The organism is Bradyrhizobium sp. 153, from assembly GCF_023073835.1.
Lineage (GTDB): Bacteria > Pseudomonadota > Alphaproteobacteria > Rhizobiales > Xanthobacteraceae > Bradyrhizobium.
On record NZ_JADPKH010000074.1, the window covers coordinates 69,153 to 93,617 of the forward strand.

At 64.3% G+C, this 24,465-nt stretch carries 23 protein-coding genes and 1 pseudogene; 6 read left to right on the plus strand and 18 right to left on the minus strand.

Annotation, left to right across the window (positions count from 1 at the left end):
* Positions 1-10 precede the first annotated feature (10 nt).
* Complete coding sequence (locus tag IVA91_RS17015; protein ID WP_247278569.1) at positions 11-271, plus strand: SemiSWEET transporter; 261 nt, start codon at positions 11-13, stop codon at positions 269-271.
* A gap of 33 nt (positions 272-304) precedes the next feature.
* Here the strand turns inward: IVA91_RS17015 and IVA91_RS17020 are convergent, their stop codons facing one another.
* Positions 305-1,102 (minus strand): class III extradiol ring-cleavage dioxygenase, encoded by a 798-nt coding sequence (locus IVA91_RS17020; protein ID WP_247278568.1) that lies wholly within the window; start codon positions 1,100-1,102, stop codon positions 305-307.
* A gap of 154 nt (positions 1,103-1,256) precedes the next feature.
* On the opposite strand from IVA91_RS17020, the gene IVA91_RS17025 reads away from it, so the two are divergent.
* Positions 1,257-1,436 (plus strand): hypothetical protein, encoded by a 180-nt coding sequence (locus IVA91_RS17025; RefSeq protein ID WP_247278567.1) that lies wholly within the window; start codon positions 1,257-1,259, stop codon positions 1,434-1,436.
* A 7-nt stretch (positions 1,437-1,443) separates the two neighbouring features.
* On the opposite strand, the gene IVA91_RS17030 is transcribed toward IVA91_RS17025, so the two are convergent.
* Together IVA91_RS17030 and IVA91_RS17035 are read right to left on the minus strand one after the other, a co-directional pair.
* Positions 1,444-2,913 carry a carboxylesterase family protein gene (locus IVA91_RS17030; RefSeq protein WP_247278566.1) on the minus strand — a complete coding sequence of 490 codons (1,470 nt, stop codon included), beginning with the start codon at positions 2,911-2,913 and terminating at the stop codon, positions 1,444-1,446.
* A gap of 80 nt (positions 2,914-2,993) precedes the next feature.
* The gene (locus IVA91_RS17035; protein ID WP_247278565.1) at positions 2,994-3,170 is read right to left on the minus strand and encodes a hypothetical protein; all 177 of its coding nucleotides are present in this window, start codon (positions 3,168-3,170) and stop codon (positions 2,994-2,996) included.
* Between the two features lie 262 nt (positions 3,171-3,432).
* Here IVA91_RS17035 and IVA91_RS17040 point away from each other — a divergent pair, with 262 nt between their 5' ends.
* The 3 genes from IVA91_RS17040 (at position 3,433) to IVA91_RS17050 (ending at position 6,920) form a co-directional block, all read left to right on the plus strand.
* Positions 3,433-6,123, plus strand: a complete 2,691-nt coding sequence (locus IVA91_RS17040; RefSeq protein ID WP_247278564.1) for an alpha/beta hydrolase fold domain-containing protein — start codon at positions 3,433-3,435, stop codon at positions 6,121-6,123.
* 134 nt (positions 6,124-6,257) lie between these two features.
* Positions 6,258-6,530, plus strand: coding sequence for a hypothetical protein (locus IVA91_RS17045; protein ID WP_247278563.1), 273 nt, complete (start codon positions 6,258-6,260; stop codon positions 6,528-6,530).
* An 84-nt stretch (positions 6,531-6,614) separates the two neighbouring features.
* On the plus strand, positions 6,615-6,920 hold the full coding sequence (locus tag IVA91_RS17050; RefSeq protein ID WP_247278562.1) for a hypothetical protein: 306 nt from the start codon (positions 6,615-6,617) through the stop codon (positions 6,918-6,920).
* A 272-nt stretch (positions 6,921-7,192) separates the two neighbouring features.
* Here IVA91_RS17050 and IVA91_RS17055 read toward each other — a convergent pair whose 3' ends face one another.
* The 13 genes and pseudogenes from IVA91_RS17055 to IVA91_RS17115 form a co-directional block, all read right to left on the minus strand.
* Positions 7,193-7,348 carry a hypothetical protein gene (locus IVA91_RS17055; protein ID WP_247278561.1) on the minus strand — a complete coding sequence of 52 codons (156 nt, stop codon included), beginning with the start codon at positions 7,346-7,348 and terminating at the stop codon, positions 7,193-7,195.
* Between the two features lie 91 nt (positions 7,349-7,439).
* Positions 7,440-7,958: a septal ring lytic transglycosylase RlpA family protein gene (locus tag IVA91_RS17060; protein WP_247278560.1), complete on the minus strand. Its 519-nt coding sequence runs from the start codon at positions 7,956-7,958 to the stop codon at positions 7,440-7,442.
* 234 nt (positions 7,959-8,192) lie between these two features.
* Positions 8,193-9,845: an NAD-dependent malic enzyme gene (locus tag IVA91_RS17065; RefSeq protein WP_346015503.1), complete on the minus strand. Its 1,653-nt coding sequence runs from the start codon at positions 9,843-9,845 to the stop codon at positions 8,193-8,195.
* Positions 9,846-10,387: 542 nt separating this feature from the next.
* Positions 10,388-12,718 (minus strand): mechanosensitive ion channel domain-containing protein, encoded by a 2,331-nt coding sequence (locus IVA91_RS17070; RefSeq protein ID WP_247278559.1) that lies wholly within the window; start codon positions 12,716-12,718, stop codon positions 10,388-10,390.
* Between the two features lie 961 nt (positions 12,719-13,679).
* The gene (locus IVA91_RS17075; protein WP_247278558.1) at positions 13,680-14,717 is read right to left on the minus strand and encodes a patatin-like phospholipase family protein; all 1,038 of its coding nucleotides are present in this window, start codon (positions 14,715-14,717) and stop codon (positions 13,680-13,682) included.
* Positions 14,714-15,637: a polyphosphate kinase 2 family protein gene (locus IVA91_RS17080; RefSeq protein ID WP_247459034.1), complete on the minus strand. Its 924-nt coding sequence runs from the start codon at positions 15,635-15,637 to the stop codon at positions 14,714-14,716. The genes IVA91_RS17075 and IVA91_RS17080 overlap by 4 nt, the downstream gene beginning before the upstream one ends.
* Positions 15,570-16,617: pseudogene (locus tag IVA91_RS17085) on the minus strand (branched-chain amino acid ABC transporter permease). Before IVA91_RS17085 ends, IVA91_RS17080 begins: the two are co-directional and overlap by 68 nt.
* Complete coding sequence (locus tag IVA91_RS17090) at positions 16,614-17,495, minus strand: branched-chain amino acid ABC transporter permease (protein WP_247278555.1); 882 nt, start codon at positions 17,493-17,495, stop codon at positions 16,614-16,616. The pseudogene IVA91_RS17085 and the gene IVA91_RS17090 overlap by 4 nt, the downstream one beginning before the upstream one ends.
* Positions 17,496-17,501: 6 nt before the next feature.
* The gene (locus IVA91_RS17095; protein ID WP_247278608.1) at positions 17,502-18,206 is read right to left on the minus strand and encodes an ABC transporter ATP-binding protein; all 705 of its coding nucleotides are present in this window, start codon (positions 18,204-18,206) and stop codon (positions 17,502-17,504) included.
* The gene (locus tag IVA91_RS17100; RefSeq protein WP_247278554.1) at positions 18,206-18,976 is read right to left on the minus strand and encodes an ABC transporter ATP-binding protein; all 771 of its coding nucleotides are present in this window, start codon (positions 18,974-18,976) and stop codon (positions 18,206-18,208) included. Before IVA91_RS17100 ends, IVA91_RS17095 begins: the two co-directional genes overlap by 1 nt.
* 15 nt (positions 18,977-18,991) lie before the next feature.
* A complete protein-coding gene (locus tag IVA91_RS17105) occupies positions 18,992-20,302 on the minus strand; it encodes an ABC transporter substrate-binding protein (protein ID WP_247278553.1) in 1,311 nt (436 codons plus the stop codon).
* A gap of 95 nt (positions 20,303-20,397) precedes the next feature.
* On the minus strand, positions 20,398-21,102 hold the full coding sequence (locus IVA91_RS17110) for an NUDIX hydrolase (RefSeq protein WP_247278552.1): 705 nt from the start codon (positions 21,100-21,102) through the stop codon (positions 20,398-20,400).
* Positions 21,103-21,131: 29 nt separating this feature from the next.
* The gene (locus IVA91_RS17115; protein ID WP_247278551.1) at positions 21,132-22,157 is read right to left on the minus strand and encodes an ABC transporter substrate-binding protein; all 1,026 of its coding nucleotides are present in this window, start codon (positions 22,155-22,157) and stop codon (positions 21,132-21,134) included.
* A 138-nt stretch (positions 22,158-22,295) separates the two neighbouring features.
* Here IVA91_RS17115 and IVA91_RS17120 point away from each other — a divergent pair, with 138 nt between their 5' ends.
* Positions 22,296-22,745: a cupin domain-containing protein gene (locus tag IVA91_RS17120; RefSeq protein ID WP_247278550.1), complete on the plus strand. Its 450-nt coding sequence runs from the start codon at positions 22,296-22,298 to the stop codon at positions 22,743-22,745.
* A gap of 44 nt (positions 22,746-22,789) precedes the next feature.
* On the opposite strand, the gene IVA91_RS17125 is transcribed toward IVA91_RS17120, so the two are convergent.
* Both IVA91_RS17125 and IVA91_RS17130 read right to left on the minus strand, forming a co-directional pair.
* Positions 22,790-23,578 (minus strand): ABC transporter permease, encoded by a 789-nt coding sequence (locus tag IVA91_RS17125; RefSeq protein WP_247278549.1) that lies wholly within the window; start codon positions 23,576-23,578, stop codon positions 22,790-22,792.
* A complete protein-coding gene (locus IVA91_RS17130) occupies positions 23,578-24,396 on the minus strand; it encodes an ABC transporter ATP-binding protein (protein ID WP_247278548.1) in 819 nt (272 codons plus the stop codon). Before IVA91_RS17130 ends, IVA91_RS17125 begins: the two co-directional genes overlap by 1 nt.
* Between the last annotated feature and the right edge of the window lie 69 nt (positions 24,397-24,465).

Below are 24,465 nucleotides of genomic sequence, written 5' to 3' on the forward strand. Positions count from 1 at the left end.
TAGAGCCGGCATGGACCCCTTCGCGATCAAGCTGCTCGGCTTTGCCGCCGCCACCTGCACCACCGTCGCCTATGCGCCGCAGTTCATCAAGGTCTGGAAGACGCGCTCGGCGCGCGACATCTCGCTCGGCATGTTCCTGGTCATGGTGCTGGGCCTTGTGCTCTGGCTCGTCTACGGCCTGCTCTCCGGCGATGCCCCGCTAGTCGCCGCCAACGCGATTACCGTGGTGCTCGCCGGCGGCATCCTGTTCATGAAGCTGAAATACGGGTGAGGATGCCCCCTCTCCCTTGTCGGAGAAGGAAGATCACCCACCAAACACATACGACGCCATCGCTACGCCCGCGACCTCGTCGACGAAGACGCGGCGGCCAATGTCGCTGCCGGCGGCGCCCGCCGCGACCATCAGCGGCAACAGATGGTCCTCGCGCGGATGCGCGAGGCGCGCGCTGGGCGCGTTCTCCCAGTCGACGAGCATGGCGTTGCGCCGTGTCGCGTCCGGATTGCTGATGGCCTCGTTCAGATAGGCCTCGAAGGCGTACGAGACCGGCTTGGACTCCGGTTGATTGAAGCCGCGCATGTTGTGATAGGTCAGTCCGCTGCCGACGATCAGGACACCGTCGTCGCGCAGCGAGGAGATCGCCTGCCCGACCCTGATATGCTCGGCCGGATCGTAGCTCGACTTCAGCGACAGCAATACGATCGGCATGTCGGCGTTCGGATACATCAGGCCGAGCGGCACGAAAGTGCCGTGGTCAAAGCCCTGATCGGGATCCTCGCGGCAATCGAGCCCGGCGCGCGTCACCAACGCCTTCACTTCGGCTGCGAGCTCGGGCTGGCCCGGCGCCGGATATTTGAGGTGATAGGTATGCTCGGGGAAACCGTAATAGTCGTACACCATCGGCGGATGCGCCGAGGTCGACACGGTGAAGGCGTCGGCCTCCCAATGGCCAGTGATGACGAGCACGGCCTTCGGCCTTTTCGGCAACACTTGCGGTAATCGGCCGAACTCCGCGGCGGTCTTCGCATATTGCACCCGTCTGTCCTCCATGAACGGCCAGGGGCCACCACCATGCGACAGGAACAGGGTCGGAAATCGCGTCATCAGGTCGTCTCGCTAGCAACAGGCGCGTGCGAGCTGCCCGCGCAGTTCGCGGCGAGCATAGGCAAACCGGGATGGTTAGCAAGCCGTTAACGATTTGCCTTCCAAAATCCCGCCGTGGCCGAAGCAGTCGGCCTGAAGACAAGTGAGACGTGAGATGAGGAAGTTTGCGCTGGGGGACGTCGTCAACAGTGACAAGGGCCGCCGCGGCGTCGTTCGCGCCGCCTACAAGTCACGGGACGGCCAGCAGTTCTATGCCGTCGAGAAGGATGGCGCGATGGACTATCTGGAGGAAGACCGACTGAGCCCGGCGCCGCGCGTCGAGCTCGCGGCATAAATCCCACTCATTTCCTGCCCTCACCTGCGAGCCGATCGAGACGCTCCGCGAAGGGGTCGTCTCCGCTCGCGATGCGATCGTCCGCGATCAGCAGCAGGCGATCACGGTCGGCGGCCGCGTCCCAATGGGGCAAACCGAGGCCATTGGGATCGCCGTCTTTCGCAAAATTGATCCAATAGCCGCGGATGCGGCTCGCGACCTCGCGGTCTGCTCGCGAGAAGATTCCTGCACCGGGCACGCCTTCGACACCGAAGATGAACTGCAACTCGCGTCCGTGCCCATGATCAGGATTTGCGCGCTGCGCTTCAGGCACATAGCTAAAACGATAGCGGAAGGTCGGCGCGCCGCTTGCGGCATGCAGGCGCGCAAGCAGCCTCACCGGCTCGGAGAAGTCCTTGTCGGTGAAGAATCTTGCCGCGCCCGATGACCTCGCAAGATCCGGATAAAGACTGCGCAGGTCATCGCTTGTGACGCCTGCCGACGCCAGCTCCTCCTCAACACTGAGTTCGCTGTCGAAACCGGTCTCATCGTCGTTCGAGCCGATGATCAGGGGAATGCGGCTTTGATGTCCCGCTGCAAAGCCCGCGGCGACGTCCTCAGTCACCAGGCTTCCATCCAGCATCGGCGCAAAGCTGCGCGGTGATTTGTCCAGCAGCTGTTTTCCGGCGCCAAGCAGGCGGCTCGGCGCAACGTCGCGCAAGTCCGTCCGCTCTCCTAGCGCCGCGACGAGCTGACGACCGACAGCCTCCGCCTCTTGCGCCAAGCGAAGGCGCGCACGACCGGGTAGCGATTGCAGAATGGCTTTGTGGAATAACCCGCGCGTCTGCCGGCACAGCATCAGCAGCGCGATCGACGTCGCGCCTGCGCCATTACCGAACAGGGTGACGTTGTTTGGATCGCCGCCGAACGCCGCGATATTGTCGTGCACCCAATGCAGCGCCGCGATCTGGTCCATCAGACCGTAATTGCCGGAGCCGCTTTCCGACAGCGCGGGATGCGCAAGCCAGCCGAGCACACCGAGGCGATAATTCACGGTGACGACGATGAGGCCGGCCTGCACCAGCCTGGCGCCGTCGAACAGCGGATCGTTCGCGGTCCCCGTGACGAAGGCGCCGCCATGGATGAACATCATCACCGGTAACGGACCATCGACTCCGAAGGGACGAAACACGTTCAGCGTGAGGCAATCCTCGCTCGCGCCAGGCAGCGACGGTTGAAGACAAGGCGCGCCGTAGTCGTAAGCGGTGCGCATCTCCGAGCTCTCGGCCGTCGGCTGCGGTGGGCGCCAGCGCAGCGGACCGACCGGCGGCGCCGCGTAAGCAAGCCCCTTGAAGGAGGCCACCTCACCTTCCACGGCGCCAAGCATCTGTCCTTCGCGCGTCAGCGCGAACGGAAACTGTCCGACCGGCTGGGCCAAGGCCAGGCCGGCGCAGCCCAGAACTGCGGAAGCCGCAACAAGCGCGAGCAAGGACCGCATCTTCTAGATATCTCGATGCGAGAAAGGGTTCCCGGCAGGTTATGTCCCTGACCGTCAGCGAGGCAAGTCTCTCGCCGCGTCTAACTCCCCTTGGCCAGGAGCTCCGCCAGCGCGCGGCGGGCGACGATGCCGAGCTCGCCAAGCGTGGAATGTCCCGACTGCGCCGCCTCGATCAGGCGCTCGGCGATGAACCTGCGGCTGTCGTGATCGCCGCCATGCGGCAGTTGGCGGCACGTCTCCTCCAGGACGACGTCCATGTTCGCTTTGGTTCGATCACTCAACTCTATCATGACGCCCGGTCAGTATGCGTGGCTAGTAAGCGCAAGCATACACAGAAGGATGTAGTCTGATTAGCCCGGACAATCCCGGCGATTGTGCATCGCGATGCGTGTATCGCCACAAGCCTCGCGCGGCCACGATGACGCCGCAAACGACTACCGAAGATTGCACTTGTCCTGATGACAAGCCGAACCTGCAGCGATAGCCTGCCGGCAAAACAAAATACACGGGAGGAATGCCATGCCTGACGCAAGGGTCGCCGCACGTGAATCCAGGGCGGCGAGTGGAGCAGCCCAACAGGTCGATGTCGCCGTGGTCGGCGCCGGGTTTGCCGGCCTCTATCTCCTTCATCGCCTGCGCAAGGCCGGCTTCAAGGCGATCGCCCTTGATGAGGCCGGCGACGTCGGCGGCACCTGGTACTGGAACCGCTACCCGGGCGCCCGCTGCGACATCCAAACCATCGATTACAGCTACACCTTCGATCCGGAGCTCGAGACGGCCTGGACCTGGTCCGAGAAATACGCGACCCAGCCCGAGATCCTGCGCTATCTCGGCTTCGTCGCCGACCGCTATGACCTTAGGCGCGACATCCGCTTCAACACCAAGGTCAGCGCAGCCACATGGGATGAAGCGACAGGGCGCTGGCAGCTCACCACCGATAACGGCGCGCCGGTCTCCTGCCGCCACTACATCATGGCCACCGGCTGCCTTTCGGCGCCAAAGCCGCCCGAGATCGACGGCGTCAAGGATTTTGAGGGCGAAGTCTATTTCACCGGACGGTGGCCGCATGACGGGGTCGATCTCGCCGGCAAGCGCGTTGCCGTGATCGGCACGGGCTCGTCCGCCATCCAATCGATCCCGCTGATCGCCGAACAGGCCGCGCATCTGACCGTGTTCCAGCGCACGCCAAATTTCGCGCTGCCCGCGCATAACGGCCCGGCGCTCTCGGACCGCATGAGCCTGCTGCAAAGCGACCGCGCGGCCTATCGCGAGCAGGCACGCCAATCGATGGCCGGTGTGCCTTATCCTCAGCAGACCGCGGTGAGCTGGCAGCTCAGCGACGCCGAGCGTCGCGCGCGCTTTGAAGAGGCATGGGGCAAGGGCGACCTCGTCTATATCCTGACCCAGCTCTGGGCCGACCAGGCCGTCGATGTCGACGGCAACAAGATCGTCCAGGACCTGATCCGTGAAAAGATCAGCGCCGCGGTCAAGGACCCCGAGACCGCGGCGGCCCTGATGCCGCACGATCATCCGTTCGGCGCCAAGCGTCCCTGCCTCGATACCAATTACTACGCGACCTTCAACCGGCCGAACGTCACGCTGATCAATCTGCGCCAGGAGCCGATCAAGGCGATCACCGCAACCGGCATCACGACTGCCAAGCGCAGCGTCGACCTCGACGTCATCGTGTTCGCGACCGGTTTCGACGCCATGACCGGCGCGATCCGTGCCGTGCATCCGATCACGGGACGGGGCGGCCGATCGCTCTCGGACGTCTGGGCGCAGGGACCGCAGACCTATCTCGGCCTCACGGTCGAGGGCTTCCCGAACTTCTTCATGATCACCGGCCCCGGCAGCCCGTCGGTGCTGTCGAACATGGCGGTGTCGATCGAGCAGCATGTCGACTGGGTCGTCGATCGCCTTGCGGAGCTGCGCGATGCCGGCTTCACCACGATCGAGCCGACCGAAACGGCGCAGGCCGCCTGGGGCCGGCACATGGCCGATTGTTCGATGCTGACGCTGCATCGCCTCGCCAACACCTGGTACACGGGCGCCAACGTACCCGGCAAGGTCCAGGGCCTGATGCCCTATACCGGCGGCGTCGGCCCCTATCGCAGTATCTGCGACGAGGTGGTCAGCCGCGGCATGCTCGGCTTCAGGCTCACCGGCCCCAACGTCGCGACGCAGTGCAATGACGGCGAGGTGGTGCGCCTGCAGCCGGACGTGCGGCTGGTGCTGAACCTGCTGACGTCGCTGAACCTGCCGCCGATCGAGTCGATGGGCGCGCTCGGCGCCCGCGCCTTCGTCAACGAGTTCAACGAGGGCCGGCCTGCGGGGCGGCCGATCGGCGACATCGTCGACGGCACCCTCCCAGTTACCGACGGCGCGCTGGCTTACCGTGTCTACAAGCCGGCAACCCCGGGCCCGCATCCGGTCGTGGTCTACTTCCACGGCGGCGGCTGGGTGCTCGGCGACGAGCAGTCGGACGAGCCGTTCTGCCGCGACATGGTGCGGCGGACCGGCATGATCTTCGTCAGCGTCGGCTATCGCCATGCGCCGGAGCACCGCTTCCCCACCGCGGCCGAGGACGGCTATGCGGCGACGCGCTGGATCGCCGAGCATGCCGCCGAGTTCGGCGGCATGCCGGGGCCGGTGCTGGTTGCAGGCTGGAGCGCCGGCGGCAACATCGCCGCCGTCACCTGCCAGCTCGCACGCGACCGTGGCGGACCCGAGATCGCCGGCCAGCTCCTGGTCTGCCCGGTCACCGACTGCACCTTCGATCGGCCCTCTTACAACGACAATGCGACCGGCTACTTCCTGACGCGCTCGCTGATGTACTGGTTCTGGGACCTCTATTGCTCGCCGGCCGACCGCACCGACCCGCGCGTCTCGCCGCTCCGCGGCAAGCTCGAGGGATTACCGCCGGCCTTCGTCGTCACCTGCGAGTTCGACCCGTTGCGCGACGAGGGCGTCGCCTATGCCGAGGCGATGGCCGCCGCGGGCGTCCCGGTCGAGCAGCTTCGGGCGCGCGGCCATTTCCACTCGTCGTTCGCGATGGTCGATGTGGTGATCACCGGCGTGCCCGGCCGGCTGCAAATGGCCGGAGCCCTGCGGCGCTTCGCGGGACTTCCGCCGGAGGTCAGCCGCGGCGACGAGAGCAGCCGGGGCCAGGACAGCCCGGGGCACAAAATCGCGGCCGCCGCGAGCTGAATAGGGACAGGCCGCCGGGAACCTTTTCCCGGTTGCCGCGTTGGTTGTTCGTGGCATTGAGATGCAGCGACAAGTGTGTAGGCCCCGGCACGCGACCCCGTGTGCTGGGGTCGTCTTTTGCGTGAGGCAGGACGATGGGGGACGTGGTCGGGGATTCAAAGGTCGATTTCGGCGCGCTTGCGGTGCTGCATAAATGGCCGTCGCTTGCAAACCAGCGAAGGCTGGACAGAGAATCCTACCAGGTGAGTGAAGGCACGCTCGACGAGTGCATCTCGGCCTTCATGCAGAAGCCGGCGACGACTCGGCACCTCTATGAGATTCGCACCGTGGCGCAACCACCGCTCGTCACTGAAATCCTTTCGCCCGAGCACGTCATCGAGCTCTCGCGCTTAAGGGAATTTCTCTGAGGCCTTCACAAGCACGCGAGCAGGAACCTTCTTCCGGTTTTTCCCGTTGTCAGGGATCGGAAGCAAAGACATGAGCGCCTCAAGATGCTTGACGCCGGCGTGTCATCCCCCGTCGTGCCCTACGGCGCAGACCAGACCCTGTTCGTGGTGATCGATCGCCGCGACGAGGCGACTGAAATCCGCATCGAGCGCAGCGATCTCGAAGCCACCATCGGCGAGCTTGTCGCCGGATGCTTCAACGACCCGATCAAGGTGATTTCATTCAACACGCTCGAGCATTGGATGAAGGACATTTCGACCGATGTCGCCGGCGAGATCCGCGCGCGCTGCGACATCGACGGTGTAGAGCTGCCGGATTATCTCAGCGACTTCGTCGAAAGCCATTCCTGAGCCCGCTTCTCCGATTGCGCGGGCAAAAAAAGCGCCGCTTGCGCGGCGCTTTTCGTGTGACACGCTTATCGGCGTGACACGCTTAGTGGTGCCAGAACAATGCCAGCAGCAGAACGATCGGCAGCGGTACGCCAAGCAACCAAAGCAAAGCACCTCGTCCAAAACCCATGATCTCCTCCTCCTCTTGCATCACCGAGATGACGTCGGGAAAAAGCAGAAGTTCCGCGCCTCGCGGCGAGGGCGGATGCAATCAGAGCATGGAACGGCGGATGCTAAACGCGCCGGTGCTTGCCGCCGATCACCTCGATCTCGCGGCGGCGCTCGCCCGCGAAGGTCAGGAGTTTTTCGATCGTCAGCGCATCCGTGATCCGTTTGGCCAGCCGCTCAGCGCGCGCGGCCTGATCTTCGAGATACTGGATCGTGTTCAAGCGCCGCCTCCCCCAAAGCCCCGGATTGCTGGACAGGTATGGTGCGACAGAGCAACTAACAGCCGGTTAAGCACTGCGAGCGGCTTGAGGCTCATTGCACGACGTCGAGGCGGACATTGGTGATGCCTTTGTCGACCATGCCGAGCGCCTCGGCCGCGGAAGGGGAGATATCGACCACGCGTCCGCGAACATAGGGCCCGCGATCGTTGACCCTGACGGTCACGAAGCGGCCGGAGGAGGTATCGGTCACCCGCAGCTTGGTGCCGAACGGCAGGCTCGGATGCGCCGCGGTCAATTCGTTCTTGTCGAACTTCTCGCCGCTCGCGGTCTCCGTATCCGAATAGAAGCTGGCAACGCCATGCGAGGCGGTCTGCTTTGCGTCACCGTCGGAGCCGCGCGACCTCATGATCGGCCTTGGATGCAGCGCCGCCACCCTGTGCGGGCGCTCCACCGCGGCCTGCCGGCTGGTGCCGGCGAGATCGGCCTTCTGGCGGCTGACCGGCGATTGCGCGCAGGCGGCGAGCGAGGCGGCGCCGCCGATCGCGAGCAGCAGCCGGCACGAGGTTGCGAAGGAAATCCGGGCAGCTTCGGCACGTGCAATGCGAGACATGGTACGCCCTCCGAACGGCCCCGATTTTCGGTGGGCAATGAGGGCAGAACCTTGTCGGAACAAAAGCAGGCCTGAGGCCGCCTCCGTTTCGCGCCAGCTGTGACGATTCCACCACACTGGCCTTGTCCTGAACAGGCGCGGGTTAGCGGCACGCCGGTGCGTAAACCTCCGGCGCTACGCTAAATGTGGCAGGCACCCAGTGTTTTGGGTCCGCGCGCGGATATGCCGCCGACCTTAGTAACGCGGCTCGTACATCTGCGACTGCACCAGGGCCTTCACGTCGTTGGGCGCAGGTCCGTCAGCGAGGCCGCGCTGAAAGGCGACGTCTGCGACGGCGGCGGCGATGCGGACCGAGACCTCGCGGATGCGTGGCAGCGCCGGATAAAGGCTGCCTTGCGCGAGGTCGTCCTTGCCGACGCAATCGGCGAGCGTGTGGGCGGCCGCCATGAACATTTCGTCGGTGACGAGGCGCGAGCGGCTGGCGACGACACCGAGGCCGACGCCGGGGAAGATGTAGGAATTGTTGCCCTGGCGCGGCACGAAGGTGCGGCCGTTGAGCGTCACCGGATCGTACGGGCTGCCGCAGGCGAACAGCGCGCGGCCCCCGGTGTAGCGGTAGGCATCCTCCGCCGCGCACTCGGCCTTCGAGGTCGGATTGGAGAGCGCAAACACGATCGGCTGCTCGTTGAGTTCGGCCATCGCCTTTAGCACCTCGGGGGTGAAGGCACCGCCGACAGCGGCGACACCGATGATCGCCGTCGGCTTCAGCGTCTTGATCGCAGTCAGGAAATCGGCGATCGGCGCCTGGCCGGCATGGGCATAGCGCAGCTTGTGGCCGGACAGGCCATCGCGGCCGCTGACGACGAGGCCGCGGGAATCCACCAGCCAGTTGCGCCGGAGCGCTTCGGCCTCCGCCAGCCCTTCCGCCATCATGGCGGAAACCACGAGATCGGCGATGCCGGTCGCCGCCTCGCCAGCGCCGAGGAACAGGATGCGCTGATCCCTGAGCTTGCCGGCGGAGACGCGGAGAGCCGAGAACAGACCAGCGAGCGCCACCGCCGCGGTGCCCTGGATGTCGTCGTTGAAGACGCAGGCCTCATCCCGGTATTTGTGCAGCAGCTTGAACGCCGAATGGTTGGCGAAATCCTCGAACTGGATCAGCACGCCCGGGAATGTCTTGCGCGCGGCCTGCATGAATTCGTCGACGAAGCTGTCATAGGCCTCGCCCGTCAGCCGCCGCTCGCGCAGGCCGAGATAATAGGGATCGTTCAAGAGCTCTTCGTTGTTGGTGCCGACGTCGAGCACGATCGGCAGGCACAGCTCGGGATGCACACCGGCGCAGGCCGAATAGAGCGAGAGCTTGCCGACCGGAATCCCCATGCCGTTGGCGCCGAGATCGCCGAGGCCCAGGATGCGCTCGCCGTCAGTGACGACGATCAGCCTGGCCGGATAGGGCCAGTTCTTCAGGATCTCGGCGATCTGGCCGCGATCGCGCGAGGAGATGAACATGCCGCGCGGCCGCTGGAAGATCAGGCCGTATTTCTGGCAGGCGAGCCCGACGGTCGGGGTATAGATGATCGGCTGGATCTCGTCGATGTTGTCGACGACGACGCGGAAGAACAGCGCCTCATTGCGGTCATGCAGCGCGTTCAGAGCGACGTATTTCTCCAGATCGGTCGGCAGCGTGCGCAGATTGGTCAGCACGCGCTGAGCTTGCGTCTCCATTGTCAGCACGCAAGGCGGCAGCAGGCCGCGCAGGCCCAGCGCGTCGCGCTCGGATTCGGTGAAGGCGGTGCCCTTGTTGAGCAGGGGATCGCGCAGCAGCGTCATGCCGTGTGATTGATCGGACGATGTCGGTTGGGCAGCGACCCGGGCAGGTCTATTCACGAATTCCCCCAAGGAGTTTCTTATTGAACCGCGGACATTGTCGGCCAGCGCTCCCCCGAGATCAAGGACGTTGGGACTGAGGCATCTATTGTGATCTCGCACCGCAGCGAGATCGTCGCGCGAGATCGCAGGTCGCGCGCGACGCAAAGGTTAACGCCGCAAGCTCTTGCTCCTCATGATGCGAATTGAGAGCCTGCTCTCTCCCCTCGTCATTCCCGGGCGCGCGTCGGCGCGAACCCGGAATCCATTCCGCGGCCGTCTCTGCGGCCCAATGGATTCCGGGCTCGCGACTTCGTCGCGCCCCGGAATGACGAGAATACCTCACGATCTGTCACGATGAGGAAGTGTTATGAGGCGGCAGCACTACTCAACCTTGATGTCGGCGGACCTTACGATCGGCCACCGTTTCTCGGTCTCGGCCCTCTGGACGGCCGCGAGCGCCGCGGCGTCCCACCCTTTTGTCGCCCGCTTGTCGTCAGCGGGCTGATGCCGGAGTGAACGCTGCCGGGCGAGCGGAGGCAAGCCGGAAGATGATAGAGCCGCTATCCGGCCGCCCGTCTGGGCGTCAGATTGGCGGCGCTGTCGGCCGGCGGCGCGATCTGCATCAAGATGGTCTGGGTCGCCGAGGCGACCTCGATGCCGCTCTGCTGGAAGCGCAGCTTCATGCGGCGGTTGAATTCACGCTGGACGGGCCAGCGGCCGGCCTCGGTGCAGCGGATCTGGCCGACGATCGACACCATTGCGCCATCGACCTTGTCGATGCCCCAGAGCTCGAGATCGCCACGGATCAGCGCACGGAACTCCGGCTCGCGCCGCATCTCGTCAACGATGTCCTTGAGAATCTGACCGGCGCGGTCGGTATCTTCCTTGTAGGCGACGTTGACGCTGACGGAAGCGTTGCCGGCGCCACGGCTGGCATTGGTGATGGTCGTGACCGCGCTGAACGGCACGATGTGCACGGCGCCATCGCCGGCGCGCAGGCGGATGGTGCGGATCGAGACATTCTCCACCACGCCTGACAGCCCGGACACGCTGACATTGTCGCCGACCTGCACCGTGTTCTCCAGGAGCAGGAACAGGCCCGTGATGAGGTCCTGCACCAGCTTCTGCGAACCGAAGCCGATGGCAATGCCGACGATGCCGGCGCCCGCGAGCAGCGGGGCGACGTTGACGCCGATTTCGCTCAGCGTGGTGAGGCCGACGACGGCGGCGATCAGGCAGAGCAGCGCCGTCCGCAGCATCGGCTGGAAGGTACGTAGACGCGCGGCGCGGGCATAATGTCCGTCCCGGGACAGCGTATTGATCTGCCGGTCCAGCAGCGCGTTGCTGGCTTCCCAGATCGCGGCCGCGATGAACACTGCGACGCCGATCGTCATCACGGCCGAGATCAGCCGGCTGCCGATCTGGCCGCCGTAGAACCAGACGATCGCGTCCACGCCCCAGACTTCGAGCACCGCCACGAAGCCGATGAAGGCGATCACGCCAGATACGATCTTGCGCAGCAGCGGTAGATAGCGGTTGGCACGGATCTCGAGGCCGGGAAAGCGCTGAAGGATCTCCGGCCTGATCCGGAAGCCGCGGTCGATCAGGCTCAGCGTCAGCATGATGGCGACGCGAGTCATCAGCGCCACCACGACCGTCCCGACGAAATACTGCAAGAGCAGCGAATAGCCGTTGCGGATGTTGAGCGCCCACACGGCCCACAGCGCAAGATCGAGCCCGATGGCAAGATAGTGCCAGCCGCCGGCGATGCGATTGCGCAGACGGGCCGCGATCCCCTGCCGGTCGGCCGGCGCACGGATCGCTTCGGCGACCTGGCGGCGGCATTGCAGGATGATGACGACGATGAAGAGGTGCACGACCAGCATCACCATGCGCAGCAGCGCGGCATAGCCGGCACGATGCAGGCCGAGCAGCAGGGCCACATTGGCAAAGGCGATGCCGGATATGCCGACGCCGACGATGCGGCGCGCCCAGATCTCGACGTAGGCTGCGGTCTCGGCCCGAACCGGGAACAGGCCGAACGGTCCCGCCAGCGCCCGGATCACGCAGATGAGGCCGCGGGAGAACGCATAGGCGTTGACGACCGCGAGGATCACGAGACGTACTGTCGTGGGCTCGCCGATCTCGGTCCCGAGCAGCGCGGTGGCGATGCCCACGAAGACGACCACCGGCAGCAGTTCGAGCACGAGGCGTCCCAGCACGAAGGGCACCCGCAGCAGGATCTGCCAGACCCGCGCCAGACTGTGGCGGCGCCTGTGCAGTTCGGGCGCGGGGGTGACATCGGCCACCGATGACGGCGGATCGGCAATCGGCAGCGCCTGTGCTGGCAGGCGCGCGGTCTGCGGCACGCGTCCTTCCAGGAACGCAACCGGACGCCGGATTAGGCGGAACATCACCCATTCGGCCGAAAGGGCGCAGCCGAGCACCAGCGCCAGCTTCCAGGCGGTCTCGATCAAAAGATTGTAGGCGGCGGGATCGTTCGCGGTCCGCATGATCCAGTAATAGAACGCCGGAAAATGCGTGAGCGTCCGCGCCATGCTGGCGATCTCGCTCGATATCGAACCGATCTCCTCCGACACGGTGAGCAGGAGCTGTGCACCGAGGCCATCGGCCGAGAGCGGGATCGGCGATTTCTGCTCAGGCGCGGCCGGTGCCGGCTGCTGACCAGATGCATTCGCGATCGCGCGCAGCGTGTCGATCATGTGCGCACGCTTCTTGTCGTCCTGCAGTGTCTCCAGCGCGCGCTTGGCTTCCTCAGGCGACAGCGCGGCCGTACTGCTCGCAGCCGGCGTCTCGGCGCGGGCGCCGCAGAGAGATGAGATCGCGAGGAAGAGAGCAGCGAGGAGCGCCGGGGCGAACTTATGCGACACGAAGATTCCTTGGATAAAACAGATGCGCCGGCGGAGTCGGAATCGTCACCACCGAAGCACATGCGTCATGTCGGATGACCGTTATTCGCCCCGGACCTGTGTCGGAAGTTGGCCTTCGAGGCGACATTCTCTTGGCATTTGCCGCAATGCAGGATCGAAGATGGCGCGGGCTCAGCGCAGCTGAGACGTCATGAGAACACTGCGCGCGCAAGGGCTCTCCCGCTGTTCCGCAACGCTATCGCATCTGGGAAGCGGAATCCCTGCGGCCGATCCTTCGAGCCGCCCGCTTTGGCGGGGACTCGAGGCCAATTAGCCTCATCCTGAGGAGACCGCGGAGCGGTCGTCTCGAAGGACGAGGCGCTTGCTCAGGCCGGTCCAAGAGATCGCATGCGACTGCCCTGCGCCATTCCGGGAATTGGCCCGGAATGACGACAGGGAGGGAGGAGGGACAAGGCAGGACTTCAATACGTACGTCGCGGCGGGCCTCGGCGCGGCCAGCCCATGATCGACGTGATGCAAAATACAGCGCCGGGAAGGTAGGGGCTTTGCCTCACTGATGCAGCCCGCTAAACCTTGACCCGGCGTGCCGTTCGCGGTTTCGCCGCTATGCGATAGTCCGAACGAGCTCCATCGCACTTAGCGGCTGGATCTGCGGAGGTGGTGTCATAGACCTCCCCTTGCTCATGAGGTGGACGTTGCGCGTCGCTTGTTTGCGACCACTGCGATGCTCCTCCCGAGACACAAAACTGTCAAGCGGGATCGATGATCTGAAGGATCACATTTGAAGGCGCGAGTTCCCTGAACGGGGCATGGTGACATCATGCTCCTGTTTTGCCCGACGTGTCAAACCGACTTCGTAAAATCCGCAAGCGCGCGACGTGACCGGCAAGCCATTGATTCCACTATCCCCGGCTACTGTGCATGGGGTTGTTTTCGCAGTTTTTGTCCATGGCCGGCTTGCCTAGAGAAACATATCTGCCAGATCGACCGACGAGGACTTCCCGACCCGGTCGAAGTTTTGCGCCAGCCAGCTTTGCGCCGCCGCGCGGCCCTCGTCGCGCAGGCGGCACAACAGGCTCCATTCCGGGTGGAATTGCGTGGCCGTGCCGAGCTGCGACATCAGCTGGTCGTTGCCGATCCAGTGCATGTACATGCGGCTGTGCCTGTCGCTGTCGAGCTCGCCGTCGTCGATCAGCCGCGTGGCGAAGGCGATCGCGCGCATTTCTCGCATCAACGACGAATTGAAGCTGATCTCGTTGATGCGGTGGAGGACGTCAGCCGCACTGGTCGGCAGCGCGTCGCGCCGGATCGCCGTGACCTGCACGATGATAACGTCGTGGCTGCCCTTGCGGTAGATGAGCGGGTAGATCGCGGGATTGCCGAGATAGCCGCCATCCCAATAATGCTCGCCGTCGATCTCGACGGCCTGAAAATAGGGCGGCAGGCAGGCCGAGGCGAGCACGGTTTCTGCGGTGAGAAACGGGCTCTGGAATACCTTGATCTTGCCGGTGCGGACGTTGGTGGCGTTGAGAAAAAGCTGCGGCGCCTCGGGCGAGGAATTGAGCCTGTCGAAATCGACCACGCGCTGCAGCAGCGAGCGGAGCGGATTGAAGTGGAACGGATTGAGCAGGTTCGGCGGCAGCGTGTGCGTCAGCGTGTGGATGACGGCGTGGACCGGATGATATTCCGGCGGCAGCTTCAGGGCCTGGATCCACTGGTTGAGCGGCGAGAGCAAATCGTACGCCCTGTCCATGCGCGAGACTTCGTACCAGAATGCGTGCAGGCTCTGCCGCGCCGCCTCCGCGCCCCCGTTTGCCATGCCGGAGGCCAGCGCCACCGCATTCATCGCGCCGGCGCTGGTGGCGCTGATCGCTTCGATCGCGAGCCTGCCGTCCTCGAGCACCTGGTCGAGCACGCCCCAGACGAAGGCGCCGTGCGCGCCGCCGCCCTGGAGCGCGAAGTTGACGTTCTTGCGATCCGCGGTGCCGGTGGCTGTCACTTTGCCCGCTTCTTGCCTCCCTTTCCTTCTTTCTCCAGCTCCTTGCGCACCTCGTCGAACTCCTGCAGCGAGGCCTTGTCGACACGAGGAAATTTCAGGTCCAATCTTTCGAGCGCAGCATTGATCACGGAGCCGATCACGACGCGGGCGAACCATTTGTGGTCGGCGGGCACCACGTACCACGGCGCATGAGGTGTCGACGTGTGCCGCACAATGTCCTGATAGACGGCCTGGTAGCGCGGCCACAGCGCGCGCTCCTTGATATCGTCCATCGAGCACTGCTTGGCCGGCTCTTCCAGCCGGTCGAGGAAGCGCTCGCGCTGCTCCTCCTTGGAGACATTGAGGAAGAACTTCAGCACCACGGTGCCGTTGCGGCAGAGATAGCGCTCGAAGGCGGAGATGTCCTCGAACCGCTCCTTCCAGATGTTCTTGGTGACGAGCTTTGCCGGCAGCTTCTCCTTGGCGAGGATCTCCGGATGCACCCGCGTCACCAGGCATTCCTCGTAATGGGAGCGGTTGAAGATGCCGATACGGCCGCGCTCCGGCAGCGCGACCACGTGGCGCCACAGGAAGTCGTGATCGAGCTCCTTGCTGCTCGGCGCCTTGAAAGAATGGACCTCGCAGCCCTGCGGATTGATGCCGTCGAAGATCGCCTTGATCGCACTGTCCTTGCCGCCGGCGTCCATGGCCTGGAATACGATCAGAAGCGACCAGCGGTCCTGGGCATAGAGCGTCTCCTGAAACGCGATCAGCCGCGTCTTGTTGGCCTCCAGGATCTCCTGCGCCTTCTCCTTGTCGAGATCGCCCTTCTCGTCGGTCTTGTGGTCCTTGAGGCGAAACTTACCGGATCCATCATAACGGAACGGCGTAATGTAACGGTCGAGCTCCTGGGCGATCGATCTGGACGGCTTCTTGTTCATGAGTTCGGGGACACCTTGCGTTGCGGCTTCAGTCGGTCGAGCACGCTACCAAGAATGCCCTTGGGAAGGAATATGATGAAAAGCACGAGCAGCACGCCATAGACGAGATTGTCCCAGCCGACCGCCCTGGTGCCGAAGCCGATGCGCAAGGTCTCCGCAAGCAGGATGGTGATGATGGCGCCGACGGTCGGGCCGAGCGAGACGAACAAGCCGCCGACGATGGCCGCGAACACCATCTGGAGCGACACGGCGATGCCGCTGACAGTATCGGGCGTGATGAACATCTGGTACTGGCAGTAGATCGCGCCGGCGAGCGCCGTCATCAGCGCGCTGAGCAGCGTGATCTTCAATTTCTCCGCGGTGACGTCGACGCCGGCCGCGGCGGCGGCATCCTCGTCCTCTGAGATCGCCTCCAGCGCATGGCGAGCCATGCTGCGGTCGACCCAGTGCCAGACCACGATGCCAAAAAGCCAGATCGCGAGCGCGATCAGATACCAGGTGGTCTTGTCGTCGAATTGCAGCGCCAGCAGCCTGTTGCCGGACGCCCGGTTCGGCGTGTAGCCGAGCGAGCCGCCGGTATAATCGCGCGTCGCGGTGATCACCTGGAGCACGATGCCTGATAGCGCCAGCGTCACCAGCACGAAATAATGCCCGGTGATGCGGAAGCGGAAGCAGGGATAGCCGACGATCAGCGCCAGCGCACCGGCCGCGGCCATGCTGACGGGAATGCCGACCCATGGCGATAGGCCGAGGTGATTCCACAACAGCGCGGTGACATAGGCGCCGATCCCCATGAAGCCGCCGTGCCCGAGCGAGACGAGGCCGAACCGCCCCATCATCGACCAGGACGTATAGGCGAACGACCAAATCAGGATCAGCACCAGGATATGCAGGTGATAGGGATCACGATAGACGAAAGGGAGCGCGACCAGCGCCGCCAGACCGATCCCCCAGGCTGCAAGTCGTCCCTGCCCCATCATCGGCGCCTCGCCAGGAGGCCTGCGGGCCGGATGAACATCATGACGATGAAGAAGGCGAAGGCGAGCACGTAGCCCCATTCGAGATCGGAGAACAGGCCGCCGAGCGAGATGATCTCGGCGAACACGAAGGACGCGATGAAGCCGCCGATGAAATTGCCTAAGCCGCCGAGCACGCAGATCAGGAACGTGATCGGCCCGAAGGAGAGGCCGACGAAGGGATGCACGTCATATTGCAGCACCAGAAGGCAGGCAGCGAGCCCGGCCAGCGCACCTCCAAGAGCCGAGGTGATGAGATAGATCCGCTTGGTGTCGACCCCCATCAGCGCCATGATCTGCCGGTCCTGCGAGATGGCGCGGATCGCGGTGCCGGTGAAGGTGCGCGTCATGAACAGGTAGACCGCAACCATGCCGACCAGTGCCGCCACGAAGGACAGCAGCCGTGCGTAGCTGAAATTCATGTCGCCGAAGGCGAGCACCGGTAGGCGGATGCCGAGATTGCGGAAGTCGATGCCGAAGGCGACGGTGGCAAAGCTCTGGAGCACGAACAGCACGCCGCCGGTCGCGAGCAGTTGATTGATCGGCGGCGCCGTGAGCAGCGGCGCGATCACGAGGTAGTGGAGCGCCGCGCCGAGGAGCGCAACCAGCAGGATAGTGAAGGGCGCAGCGATGAAATAGCTGACGCCGTAATACTGCACCATGAAATACATGGCGTACATGCCGATCATCACGAGCTCGGCATAGCAGATCCAGGTCACGTCGATGACGCCGAAGATCAGGTTGAGGCCGAGCGCGAGCAGCGCCAGCACGCCGCCGAGCAGGATGCCGTTGATCACGGCCTCCAGCAGATAAATGTCGAAGACGTCCAGAAATGCCTGCATGCCCCCTCACACCCCGAGATACGCTTCCTTGACCGTGTCGCTCGCCAACATCTCGGCCGAGGTGCCGGAAGCGCGGATCGTGCCCGCCTCGATCAGATAGGCGCGATCGACCACTTTCAGCACCTGCTGCACGTTCTGCTCGACGATCAGCACGGTCAGGCCGCTGGCACGGATCCGCTTCACCAGCTCGAACACCTGCTGCACTACGACTGGCGCGAGGCCCGCCGACGGCTCGTCGAGCAGCAGAAGCTTCGGATTGGACATCATCGCGCGGCCGATCGCGCACATCTGCTGCTCGCCGCCGGACATGGTACCGGCCAGTTGGTGGCGGCGCTCCTTCAGGCGCGGAAACAGCTCGAACACGACGTCGAGCCGCTGGGCATAGTGCGCGCGCGCCTCCCTCATGAACGCGCCCATCTTGAGATTGTCGTCCACCGTGAGCTGCGGAAATAGCCGCCGGTTCTCCGGCACATGCGCAATGCCGAAACTGACGATCTTGTGCGACGGCGTCGCCACGACATCAACACCTTCCATCTTGATCGAGCCGCGCGAGGGCCGGATCAAGCCGGAGATGACGCGCATCAAGGTGGTCTTGCCGGCGCCGTTGGGGCCGATGACGCCGACGGCTTCGCCGGCCTTGACGTCGAGATTGACATCGAACAGCGCCTGGAACGTGCCATAGCCGGCATTGACGCCGCGGAGCTCCAGCATCATTGCCCTCCCGCGCGACGGCGCGCTTCGGCGGCCGCGGCCTGCGTGGTCTCGGCATCAGTCCCGAGATAGACCTCGATCACCCGCGGGTCGCTCGCAACCGCGCTCGGCAAGCCTTCCGAGATCTTCTCGCCGTGATCGAGTACCATGACGCGATCGACCACGCGCATCAAGACGCCCATGATGTGCTCGACCCAGATGATGGTGATGCCGAGCTCGTCGCGGATGTTGCGCAGCATGTCGGCGGCCTGGTCCATCTCGGTCTCGTCGAGGCCGCCGAGGCTTTCGTCCGCCAGCAACAGCTTTGGCGCGGTGGCGAGCGCCTTCGCAAGCTCGAGCTTCTTCAGGCCGGCTGCGCCAAGTCCATCGACACTGGCATGGCGATCAATCGGCAGGCCGACCATCGCCAGCGACCGCTCGGCCGCTTCCTCGGCCTTGACTCGACTGTGGCGGCCCTGGCCGTAGAAGCCGGCGAGCGCGACATTCTCGAAGATGGTCAGTCGACGGAAGGGCCGCGGAATCTGGAAGGTGCGGCCGATGCCGCGGTTGATAATCCGGTGCGGCGCAAGGCCTGCGATCTCATTCCCGGCGAACAAGATCGAACCGGAGGTCGGCGCCAGCGTGCCCGAGAGCATGTTGAAGATCGTGCTCTTGCCCGAGCCGTTGGGTCCGATCAGGCCGAGGATCTCGCCCTGTTCGACCCTGAACGAGACGTTGTTGACGGCTGTGAAGCCGCCAAACCGCTTCACCAGCCCGCTGACTTCCAACACCGAAGCACTCCGCCGCTACTGGTTGCTGTAGGTGGTGCCTTTCGGCAGCGGCAGCACCGCCTCGCGCTGCGCCTGGCTCTTGGGCCACACCACGGAGGACTTGTCGTCGATGTACTGGATCACCACGGGAAACGAGCGTTCGTTCTGCCCGGCCATCGGCGTGCCCTCACCGTAGAACTTCACGCCGAAGCCGAGCATGGTGCCGCCCTCGGGAATGTCGGTGTCGAGCGCCGCCTTGCGCAGCGCGTCGGGATCGACACCGCCATACTTCTTGATCGCTCGCGGCAGCACGTCGCTCATGAATACATACGTGTTGGACGCGCCGATGCCGACATGGGCCGAGCGGATGGCGACGCCCGGCCTGATCTTGTCGAATTCGTCGCCGACCATCTTGATCACGGGCGGGAGCTTCGGATCCATGGTCTTCTGGTTGGCGAGCCAGATCGATATCGGGTCGGTGTTGAAGATGTACGCGGCGTCCGCGCCCATGCCTTCCTTCAGCTTCTCGTAGACGCCATAACCGGCGCCATGCCCCATCAACGCGCCGAACTTCAGGCCCTGCTCGCGGGCCTGGCGCAGCAGCAGCGTAATGTCGGGATTGTAGCCCGTGTGGAAGATCACGTCGGGCTTGGCGCGCTTGAGCTTGGTCACCAGCGCGGAGAGGTCCGGTGCGGTCGCCGAATAGCCCTCCTTCAGCACGATGTTGAAGCCGGCCTTCTTCGCACCGGCCTCGTTGCCCTTGGAGACATCGACCCCATAGGCCCCGTCCTCGTGAATGATGGCGACGCGCAGGTCCTTCGGCTCCTTGCCGAACTTCTCCTTGGCGTTCTGCGCGATGAAATCCATCGTCATCATGCCGAACTGGTCGCCGCTCGCCTGCGGACGGAACACGTATTTGTAACCCTTGTCGTTGAACACGGCCGACGAGATGCAGGTCGTGATCCACATGAACTTCTTGAGCTGCTCGACGCGGGCGGCGACCGGTACGCATTGCGCCGAGGAGAAGAAGCCGAGCACCATGTCGACCTTCTCCTGCTCGAGCAGGCGGACAGATTCGTTGATGGCGATGTCAGGCTTGCTTTGCGCGTCGGCGTAGACCGCCTCGACCTTGTAACCTTCGACCCCGGTCTTGGCGAAATGGTCGAGGATGATCTTTGCGCCGATATAGCCGAGCTCGGAGCCGCCGCCGGCGAGAGGTCCGGTCAAATCGAAGACGACGCCGATCTTGATCTTCTTCTCCTGAGCCTGGGCGGACACCGCCAAGCCCGCCGCGGCAATCGCGACCAACAGCCCACGTACCAAACGGGTAGCCATGCGCAGGCGCATCAGAACCTCCCTGGACGATTGTGCATCGCATTCTTGTTGCTCTTGCTTTTTCGCCCATCACATGGGCTGAGCGAAGCGATGTCAAGCCTCGCGCGTCAGCGAGAGGCGAGCCGCTGCGCTATAAAGGCCGTGACAAATCGCGGCATGGACGGCGTGAGATCGCTCATCCCGCGCACGAGATGAATGGCCGACAGTTCGGGCTCGGCCTCGCGCGCGAGATTGGCTTCGATCCGGGCGCGGGCCACCTCGCCCGGCATGTCCAGGTTGAGGACTTGAATCATCGCAATCACACGACCGGAGACCACGCAGTGCCAGTCCGCCTCCGCCGCGTAGTCGTCGGCGGTCAGCCCCGTCTCCTCTGCGACCTCGCGGACGACGCTGCCGGGAATGTCGAGAGCGCCGTCCCTGATGTCGTCGAGGTCGGGCGTGCCCGAAGGGAAATAGATGCGGCCCGAATTGGCCGTGTGCTGCGCCATCTCGCCCAGGACGAAGGCGCCGTCGGACGTGCGCAGCGCGCCCATGCCAAAACCGTTGAACACGGCCGGATCAGGAAAGCCCCAGTCGCGCCAGGCGAGGAAGCTGGCGAAATCGGTCTCGAAATAGGTCGCGGCGAAATGCCCGTCCGTGAACACGGCGTCGCGCCCGAGCAGCACGCGACCGTTCCAGATCTTCGGCCGCTCGCGCTGCTTCTCGGCAAAATGCGCCGCGATCTCGGCGCGACGCTCCTCGGCGAACGGCCACACGACCGGCCGCACCGCAAGATCAAGCGCCGTGACGCGATGAATGACCGGTGACGTCATGACGCCTGACCACTACGCCTTCGCGTCACTTATTTGGCAGTCCCCGTCGTCTTCTTGGCCTGATCGACGAACTTGTTGGTGAACGTCTTGCTGACGTCGATCTTGGCGCTCGCCACCTCGGGCGAACCGACGCTGAACACCGCAAGCACGGCCTCCGCGCCCTTCGGGTCCATCTTGCCGGTTTCGGAAAACATCGGGATCGTGTTCTTCAGCGCAGCGAGATAGAGATCCTTGTTCTTGCCGACAGTCTCCTCCGGCATCTTCGCCATGATCTCCTCGGGCGAATGCGAATGGATCCAGGCGAGCGTTGCCAGGATCGCATTCGTAAGCGCCTGTGTCTCCTTCTCATGACCGTTGACCCAGGCTGCCGTCGAGTACAACGCGCCGCCCGGATATTCGCCGCCGAACGTCTCGAGCGTGTCCTTCTGGGTGCGGGTGTCGGAAAGAATGCGTAAATCCTTGTGGTTGCCCTGAAGCACGGTGACGGACGGATCGAGCATCACGGCCGCGTCGATCTGGCCCTGCTCCATGGCTGCGACCGCGGTGGCGCCAAGGCCGACGCCGATCACGGCGGTGCCGGCGGGATCGAGGCCGTTCTTCTTGAGCATGTACTTCAGGAAGAAGTCGGTGGAGGAGCCAGGGGCGCTCACGCCGACCTTCTTGCCGGCGAGATCCTTGACCGACTTGATGTCGTTGGTCCGAGAGGGCGCGACCACCAGCACGAGACCGGGATAGCGGTCATAGACCACGAAGGCCTGAAGCTCCTGCTTCTTGGCGGCGAGATTGACGCAATGGTCGAAATAGCCGGAGACGACGTCGGCGCTGCCGCCGAGCACGGCTTTGAGTGCGTCCGACCCGCCCTTGAGGTCGACCAGCTCGACACTGACGCCGGCCTTCTCGTATTCGCCGAGCTGCTTGGCCAGCACGGTGGGCAGGTAGCACAGGCAAGAGCCGCCGCCGACCGCGATGGTCACCTTGCTTTGCGCCGCGGCAAGACCGATGGTGAGCGTCAGCGCGAGCAGCGCGCCGGCGAGCCTGGCAATCGTGTTCTTCATTGGTTTCCTCCGTTCGGCCGGCGGCACCATAGAGCAGCGGGGCTGGCTTGAGAAGCACCGCCTAAGTGGGCTGGCCATCGGCCCTGCGGCGCAATAGCATGCCCAAACAAGAACAATTCTTGATGGGGAGGATCATCCATGAATCGCCTTGCTGCCGGGCTGTCGATCACCGCCGCCTTTGCCGCCGGATGCGGCGCCACCCACCTGCTCCGGCCGGCGCTCGCCGCCGAAAACATCACCGCACAGATCATCCATACCGGCGAGATGGAGGGCGATGCGCTCGGGCCCGCAAACGCTGTCGGCTACCGCTCCAAGATGTTCGCGAGCGCGGACGGTGCCACCGTCTCGACCCAGGTCGGCAACGTGCCCAAGCACATGCATCCCAACACCAACGAGATTCAGTACATCCTGGACGGCACCGGGACGATCTGGCTCGGCGACAAGGAGGTGACGGTGAAGCCCGGCGATCTCGTGATCATCCCGAAGGGCACGCCGCATGGCGGCACCAAGCCGATCAGCGGCCAAGTCAAGGCGATCGCGATCAAGACGCCGCCGCAGGCACCCGACGACACCAAGCTGCTGGATTGAACGTTCGCGATCGGGGCTCGCGCCAACGCGCGGCCCCTTGCGCCCTAGCCGCGACCGTCCGACGCCGTCGGCCGCCAAACCAATAGCCGCCGCTCCACCAGCGTGACGCCAAAGTCGATCAGGATCACGAAGGCCGACAGCACGAACATGCCGGCGAAAACGCCGGCGACGTCGAAGATGCCTTCGGCCTGCTGAATGAGATAGCCGAGCCCGGCCGCCGATCCGAGATACTCGCCGACGACCGCGCCGACCACGGCGAAGCCGACCGACGTATGCAGCGAGGAGAACATCCAGGACAGCGCCGACGGCCAATAGACGTGCTGCATCAATTGGCGCTCGCTCATGCCGAGCATGCGGCCATTGTCCAGTACGGTGCGGCTGACTTCCTTCACGCCCTGATAGACGTTGAAGAAGACGATGAAGAAGACCAGCGTCACACCGAGCGCGACCTTGGACCAGATACCGAGGCCGAGCCACAGCGCGAAGATCGGCGCCAGCACGACGCGCGGCAGCGCGTTGACCATCTTGACGTAAGGGTCGAACACGGCTGCGACCAGTGGCTGGCGCGCAAACCAGAAGCCGACCAGCACGCCCCCGGTCGAGCCGATCACGAAAGCCAGGATCGATTCCGCAAGCGTGATTCCGAGATGTTTCCAGATCACGCCGGACGCGAACCACTTCACGATCTGGCTGAACACGTCGAACGGATTGGAGAAGAAGAACGGCGGCAGCAGGATCTTGCCGAAGACGGGGACGGTCGATAGCACTTGCCACAGCACAATGCAGACGACCGCGACCAGGACTTGCAGCGCAAGCAGCATCGGGCGCGACATCAGACCGCCTCCGCCGCCTGCGTGGATTGCATATAACCCTTCATCACCTCGTCCTTGAGCACGCCCCAGATCTCGCGATGCAGTGAATGAAACTCCTTATCGAGCCGTACCTCAAAAATGTCGCGCGGGCGCGGCAAGCGCACGCGCCAGTCACCGATGATGCGCGAGGACGGCCCCGCCGACATGATCACGACGCGATCGGCGAGTGCGATCGCCTCTTCGAGATCGTGGGTGACGAACAGCACAGCCTTGCGGTCGGCATTCCAGAGATCGAGCAGCAGATTGCCCATGACCTGGCGCGTCTGCGCATCGAGCGGCCCGAACGGCTCGTCCATCAGCAGGATTTTTGGATCGCGGATCAGCACCTGCGCCAGCGCCACGCGCTTGCGCTGGCCGCCCGAGAGCATGTGTGGATAGCGGCCTGCGAACGCACCGAGGCCGACGGAGGTCAGCCATTGCTGCGCCCGCGGCAGCGCTTCGGAGCGCGGCGTGCCCTTGATCTCGAGCCCGATCGCGACATTGTCGAGCGCGGTCTTCCACGGGAACAGTGCATCGGATTGGAACAGGTAGCCGGCATCCCGGTTCAGCCCCGCGAGCGGCTGGTCGAATATCCTGACGCTGCCGGCTGCCGGCTTGAGCAGCCCGGCGGCGACGTTGAGCAGCGTGGATTTCCCGCAGCCGGTCGGGCCGACAATGGCGACGAACTCGCCCTGCGCCACCGTGAGATGGGCTTTCTCCACCGCCGTATAGACCCGTCCGTCCCGGAGGTGGAACGCGACCTTGGCATCTTCCAGCGCCACTGCCGTGGGCGTCGTCATGTGCTTCCTCCAAACCTGGACCGATGCCTTAGCCGCTCGCGCGACCAAGTTCAATCAAGGCGCCAAGCG

Excerpts from the sequence above, each read along its gene's own strand:
- IVA91_RS17025 (WP_247278567.1), top strand. The coding sequence starts at position 1,257 with ATGAGGAAGTTTGCGCTGGGGGACGTCGTCAACAGTGACAAGGGCCGC.
- IVA91_RS17060 (WP_247278560.1), bottom strand. The coding sequence starts at position 7,958 with ATGTCTCGCATTGCACGTGCCGAAGCTGCCCGGATTTCCTTCGCAACC.
- IVA91_RS17090 (WP_247278555.1), bottom strand. The coding sequence starts at position 17,495 with ATGCAGGCATTTCTGGACGTCTTCGACATTTATCTGCTGGAGGCCGTG.
- IVA91_RS17015 (WP_247278569.1), top strand. The coding sequence starts at position 11 with ATGGACCCCTTCGCGATCAAGCTGCTCGGCTTTGCCGCCGCCACCTGC.
- IVA91_RS17080 (WP_247459034.1), bottom strand. The coding sequence starts at position 15,637 with ATGAACAAGAAGCCGTCCAGATCGATCGCCCAGGAGCTCGACCGTTAC.
- IVA91_RS17030 (WP_247278566.1), bottom strand. The coding sequence starts at position 2,913 with ATGCGGTCCTTGCTCGCGCTTGTTGCGGCTTCCGCAGTTCTGGGCTGC.
- IVA91_RS17095 (WP_247278608.1), bottom strand. The coding sequence starts at position 18,206 with ATGCTGGAGCTCCGCGGCGTCAATGCCGGCTATGGCACGTTCCAGGCG.
- IVA91_RS17115 (WP_247278551.1), bottom strand. The coding sequence starts at position 22,157 with ATGAAGAACACGATTGCCAGGCTCGCCGGCGCGCTGCTCGCGCTGACG.
- IVA91_RS17035 (WP_247278565.1), bottom strand. The coding sequence starts at position 3,170 with ATGGACGTCGTCCTGGAGGAGACGTGCCGCCAACTGCCGCATGGCGGC.
- IVA91_RS17040 (WP_247278564.1), top strand. The coding sequence starts at position 3,433 with ATGCCTGACGCAAGGGTCGCCGCACGTGAATCCAGGGCGGCGAGTGGA.
- IVA91_RS17105 (WP_247278553.1), bottom strand. The coding sequence starts at position 20,302 with ATGCGCCTGCGCATGGCTACCCGTTTGGTACGTGGGCTGTTGGTCGCG.
- IVA91_RS17020 (WP_247278568.1), bottom strand. The coding sequence starts at position 1,102 with ATGACGCGATTTCCGACCCTGTTCCTGTCGCATGGTGGTGGCCCCTGG.
- IVA91_RS17125 (WP_247278549.1), bottom strand. The coding sequence starts at position 23,578 with ATGTCGCGCCCGATGCTGCTTGCGCTGCAAGTCCTGGTCGCGGTCGTC.
- IVA91_RS17045 (WP_247278563.1), top strand. The coding sequence starts at position 6,258 with ATGGGGGACGTGGTCGGGGATTCAAAGGTCGATTTCGGCGCGCTTGCG.
- IVA91_RS17110 (WP_247278552.1), bottom strand. The coding sequence starts at position 21,102 with ATGACGTCACCGGTCATTCATCGCGTCACGGCGCTTGATCTTGCGGTG.
- IVA91_RS17120 (WP_247278550.1), top strand. The coding sequence starts at position 22,296 with ATGAATCGCCTTGCTGCCGGGCTGTCGATCACCGCCGCCTTTGCCGCC.
- IVA91_RS17130 (WP_247278548.1), bottom strand. The coding sequence starts at position 24,396 with ATGACGACGCCCACGGCAGTGGCGCTGGAAGATGCCAAGGTCGCGTTC.
- IVA91_RS17050 (WP_247278562.1), top strand. The coding sequence starts at position 6,615 with ATGCTTGACGCCGGCGTGTCATCCCCCGTCGTGCCCTACGGCGCAGAC.